This window comes from Nonomuraea sp. H19 (assembly GCF_052068215.1).
In the GTDB taxonomy this organism is placed as follows: Bacteria; Actinomycetota; Actinomycetes; order Streptosporangiales; family Streptosporangiaceae; genus Nonomuraea.
In genome coordinates this window covers 1-4,453 of record NZ_JBQHCV010000090.1, presented here as the reverse complement: position 1 = coordinate 4,453, position 4,453 = coordinate 1, and the positions used below count along the sequence as shown (strand labels likewise).

6 protein-coding genes are annotated in these 4,453 nt (G+C 69.9%); 4 read left to right on the top strand and 2 right to left on the bottom strand.

Features of this window, described 5'->3' with window-relative positions:
• Positions 1–617, bottom strand: a 617-nt coding sequence (locus ACTMTI_RS56520) for a TetR/AcrR family transcriptional regulator (RefSeq protein ID WP_441129343.1), incomplete at its 3' end; no start/stop codon positions are given.
• A gap of 104 nt (positions 618–721) precedes the next feature.
• On the opposite strand from ACTMTI_RS56520, the gene ACTMTI_RS56515 reads away from it, so the two are divergent.
• The 3 genes from ACTMTI_RS56515 (at position 722) to ACTMTI_RS56505 (ending at position 2,606) form a co-directional block, all read left to right on the top strand.
• Positions 722–1,720: a zinc-dependent alcohol dehydrogenase family protein gene (locus tag ACTMTI_RS56515; protein WP_441129342.1), complete on the top strand. Its 999-nt coding sequence runs from the start codon at positions 722–724 to the stop codon at positions 1,718–1,720.
• 13 nt (positions 1,721–1,733) lie between these two features.
• The gene (locus ACTMTI_RS56510; protein ID WP_441129341.1) at positions 1,734–2,144 is read left to right on the top strand and encodes a nuclear transport factor 2 family protein; all 411 of its coding nucleotides are present in this window, start codon (positions 1,734–1,736) and stop codon (positions 2,142–2,144) included.
• A gap of 294 nt (positions 2,145–2,438) precedes the next feature.
• Positions 2,439–2,606, top strand: a complete 168-nt coding sequence (locus ACTMTI_RS56505) for a hypothetical protein (protein ID WP_441129340.1) — start codon at positions 2,439–2,441, stop codon at positions 2,604–2,606.
• Between the two features lie 148 nt (positions 2,607–2,754).
• Here ACTMTI_RS56505 and ACTMTI_RS56500 read toward each other — a convergent pair whose 3' ends face one another.
• The gene (locus tag ACTMTI_RS56500; RefSeq protein WP_441129339.1) at positions 2,755–3,573 is read right to left on the bottom strand and encodes a TetR/AcrR family transcriptional regulator; all 819 of its coding nucleotides are present in this window, start codon (positions 3,571–3,573) and stop codon (positions 2,755–2,757) included.
• A gap of 85 nt (positions 3,574–3,658) precedes the next feature.
• Between ACTMTI_RS56500 and ACTMTI_RS56495 the strand changes: the two genes are divergently transcribed.
• A partial coding sequence (locus ACTMTI_RS56495) for an ATP-binding cassette domain-containing protein (RefSeq protein ID WP_441129338.1) occupies positions 3,659–4,453 on the top strand: 795 nt, incomplete at its 3' end.

Sequence of the window (4,453 nt, the reverse complement as noted above, 5' to 3'; positions counted from 1 at the left end):
TAGACCTCCAGGGAGATCAGACCGTGCATGCGGCCCCACATGCGCAGCGCGAGGGCGACGGCGGCCGGGGGCAGGTCAGGGAAATGCTCGCGGATGGTGGCGGCCAGGCCGGGTGAGAAGTCCGACCACTGGTGGTCGGTGGATGCCTGGGTGGCTTCCGCGTACGGCCAGGCGGCGGCGGCCAGTTCAGTGAGTCCCAGGCAGGCGCGTTTAGCGGCCTCGGGGGCCGGGCCCCCTGCGGGCGCGTGGTAGCCGGCGACCGGATCGCCGTAGATCAGCCGGAAGCCTTCGGGGTTGGCCAGCGACCAGGCGCGCACGGCCTGCCCCCAGGCCTGGATGCGGCCGGCGATGTCGTCGTAGGCGACGGCGTCGCGGGCGGTCTCCACCTGGTCCAGCAGCGAGGAGTAGATGTCGTTGATCAACGTGGTGATCAACGCGTCGCGGGTCTCGAAGTAGCTGTAGATGGCGCTGCCGCTCATGCCCATCTCGCGGCCGATCGCCCGCAGCGAGACCGCGTCGGGGCCGCCCTCGCTCAGGTGCTTGAGCGCGATGGCCTTGATCTCCGCGGTGGTCTGCGCCCGCAACCGTGCCCGTCGGCCCACTGTCTGCTCTTGCACGCTTGACAGCTTACACCGCTACGTTAGAGTACGGCGCACAAAGTTTGAACGCCGTTCTAAGTTTGATCGGCGTATACTCCGTATGACAGAGGGAATGATTCGTGATGAAAGCCAGGACGGTCCTGTTCGACGAGCTCGGCGGTCCCGAGGTGCTCTACCTCACGGACGTGGAGATCGGTGAGCCCGGCCCCGGCGAGGCGCGGGTCCGCATCGACGCGTTCGGCCTCAACCGGGGCGAGGTGTTCCTGCGCACCGGCCGGTACTACTACGACGCGGTGCTGCCCGGCTCGCGCCTGGGCACCGAGGCCGCCGGCGTCGTGGAAGCCGTCGGACCGGGCGTGACCGACGTGTCCGCCGGCGACGCGGTCAGCATCGTGGCCAAGCCGAACGACGACGGGATGTCCATCCACGGCATCTACGCCGACCGGGCCATCGTGGCGGCCAAGCGGCTGATCCGCCGCCCGGAGCACATGGACGCCGTGACCGGCGCGGCCCTGTGGGTGCCCGCATTCACCTCCTACGGCGCACTGGTCGAGGTCGGCAGGCTGCAGCCCGGCGATGACGTGGTCATCACGGCCGCCTCCAGCAGCGTCGGCCTGGCCGCCATCCAGATCGCCGCCCACCTGGGCGCCACGCCCATCGCGGTGACCAGGACCGGCGCCAAGACCGACCGGCTGCTGGCCGCGGGCGCCGCCCATGTGATCGCCGCCGACGACGGCGACGTGGTGAAGCAGGTGCACGCCCTCACCGACGAGCGCGGCGCGCGGCTGATCTACGACGGCGTCGCCGGGCCCGGCCTGCCCGACCTGGCGCAGGCCGTGGCCCCGGACGGCATGCTGATCGTCTACGGCTCACTGGACGGGCGGCCCACCCGGCTGCCGATGTGGTGGCCGATCAACGTCTACGGCTACGCCATCTTCCACCTGTTCGCCGATGAGGAACGGGTTCGCCGGGCCGAGACCTTCATCACCGACGGCCTGCGCGCCGGAGCGCTCGCCCCGGTCATCGACCGCACCTTCGACCTGGCTGACATCGTCGAGGCCCACCGCTACATGGAGTCCAACACCCAGGTCGGCAAGATCGTCGTCACCGTCCAGCGCTGACAAGGAGAAACTCATGAACTACGCCGATCTCATCCACCGGTTCATCGACGCCATCAACGACACCGACGCCGCCGGGCGGCGCGCCGCCATCGAGGAGATCCTCAGCCCCGACTGCGCCAACACCGACCTGGAGATTGCCGTCGAAGGACACGACGCGCTGGATGCGGCGTTCGCCGCCCTGCATCAGCGGATTCCCCCCGGTTTCCGCTTCGACCTGACCGCCCCGGTCGACGTTCACCCCCACCAGGCCCGCTTCTTCTGGCGGTTCGGCGATCCCGAAGCCGGCATCCCCGCTGCGACCGGCTCGGACGTCGCCGTATTCGCCGACGGGCGCATCCGCCACCTCCACGCCTTCTTCGACGCCGCCAACACCTGGCCCATCACCCGGGGAGAACCATGTCCTCCGCCACGCGACGGCTGCTGACCGTAACGGCCATCACCGCCTGTGCCCTGCTAACCGGCACTGCTGCCGCATTTCCGGACACCGCCCGGCAGCCCTTCGCCACCCCCGGACCCGGCTGGAGCGCGACCTGGACCGCCGCGCTGTTCCCGCGCCTGGAACGCAACGGCGCTCCGCGAACGAAGAACGGCAGGCCCCGCCACATGCAGCCCCAGGGCATCGCCGACATCCTGACCAAGAGAAGCCAGCAGGCGGGCACCCGCAGAGTACGGCCGCACGACATGCGCCGCACCTTCATCAGCAACGCCGCTGCCGGTCGTGGACGCCATCAAAGCCGCCAAGCTGGCCGGACACGCAAGGCCGGAGACGACCATGGCCTACGACCTGCGACCCGCCGCCGAACTGCGGGACGACATCGAGCGGCTGCGCGTCCCTGCTGTCCGTCCGCTGAACCACCGCCCGGACGACCAGCCGCGCCCCGCGTAGCAGTCCGGACGGGCTGGGAATGTGCAGGCGTCCAGCCCATGCCCGTCGGGGAATAACCCCGGCATCGGCAAGCCCTGGACTCCACCCGTGACCAGGCACGGCCGCCGCTGAGCCCTTTCGGTGTGGCATATAGGCATGGCTTGTGCGTCTATTTCGCTCTTGCTGCCCTCTCGGATGGTCGACTACGAGCCTGCCCTGGCCCGTCCTGTTCTTCCCGCCCCTCTCGGTGCGCCGACATCGGAGACTCGGCCGTTGACGGGAGGGCCGCGGCGATGCAGTCGAGGACGCGCTGGAGCCCGTACCGGAACTGGTCGTCGCGGCTCAGGTGCGGCTGGCGCGCCTCCATCACGATCTTGGTGAAGATCGGGTACTTCCCGCTCTTCACCAGCTGGTCAACGTACGAGTAGCTCCGCGCCATCCACTCCGACTCGCTGAGCCCGCTGCGGCGGACTTCCGCGGCCGCGCTGTTCTCCTCGCGGACGGTGCCCTCGACGTAGCCGTTCAGCATGGCAATGAGGCCGAGGTTCTCGTCGATGGAGACGAAGGCGTCGAGCACTCCCATCAGCCGTTCGATCAAGAGCAGCTGGTTGGGGCCGAAGCTGGGGAGTGACCGCTGCACGGTGGCGATCCACGGGTGTCTCAGCCACATGGCCCGCAGCCCGTCGGCGTAGCGGGTCAGGTCGGCGCGCCAGTCGCCCGAGGGCATGCCCGTGACGTCGATCTCGCCCATCAGCCGGTCGGCCATGAGCTCGACCAGGTTGTCGCGGCTCGGGACGTAGCGGTAGAGGGACATCGCGCCGGCGCCGATCTCGGCGGCGATCCGCCGCATGGTGGCGGCCTCCAGCCCTTCGGCGTCGGCGATCCGGATCGCCGCCTCGGCGATCTGCGCGCGACTGTAGGCCGGCTTGGGCCCGCGGGCGGGGCGCTCGGGCCGCATCCAGATGTTCACGTACTCGGCGTCGGTCACCGTTCCACCTCCTACTTGCGTACATAGTACCCAGTCCCCTAGCCTGGCCGCCATGACCGCGTACAACGTACCCAGTGGAGGGATCATGGCGGATCCGATCGTGGTCGCCGACGGGCTGCACAAGTCCTTCGGCGACACCCATGCGCTGCGGGGGCTGGACCTGAGCGTTCCGAGAGGAACGGTCTGCGGCGTGCTGGGGCCCAACGGCGCGGGGAAGACGACCGCGGTGCGCATCCTGGCGACCTTGTCCGATCCCGATGCCGGGCACGCCCGCATCGCCGGATACGACGTCGTCCGCGACGCCGGCGAGGTGCGCGCCAGGATCGGGCTCGCGGGCCAGTACGCCGCCGTGGACGACAAGCTCACCGGCCGTGGCAACCTGCGCATGTTCGGGCGCCTCTCCCACCTGTCCCGGCGCCAGGCGCACCAGCGGGCCGACGAGCTGCTGGAGCGCTTCGGCCTGATGGACGCCGCCGATCGCCAGGTCACCGGCTACTCCGGCGGCATGCGCCGCCGCCTCGACCTGATCACCTGCCTCATCCTGCGCCCCGACGTGCTCTTCCTGGACGAGCCGACCACCGGCCTGGACCCGCGCAGCCGCGGCGAGATCTGGGACAGCGTCCGCGAGCTGGTGGCCGACGGCACCACGGTGCTCCTCACCACCCAGTACCTGGACGAAGCCGACCAGCTGGCCGACGACATCGCCGTCGTCGACCACGGGCAGGTGATCGCCACCGGCACTCCCGACGAGCTGAAGGCCACGATCGGGGACCGCCTGGACGTCGTCCTCGAAGACCCCGCCGCCATGCCTGCGGCGATGACCGTCCTGAACACCCTCGCCGGCACCGATCCCACGACGACGGGCGCCGACCGGCTCAGT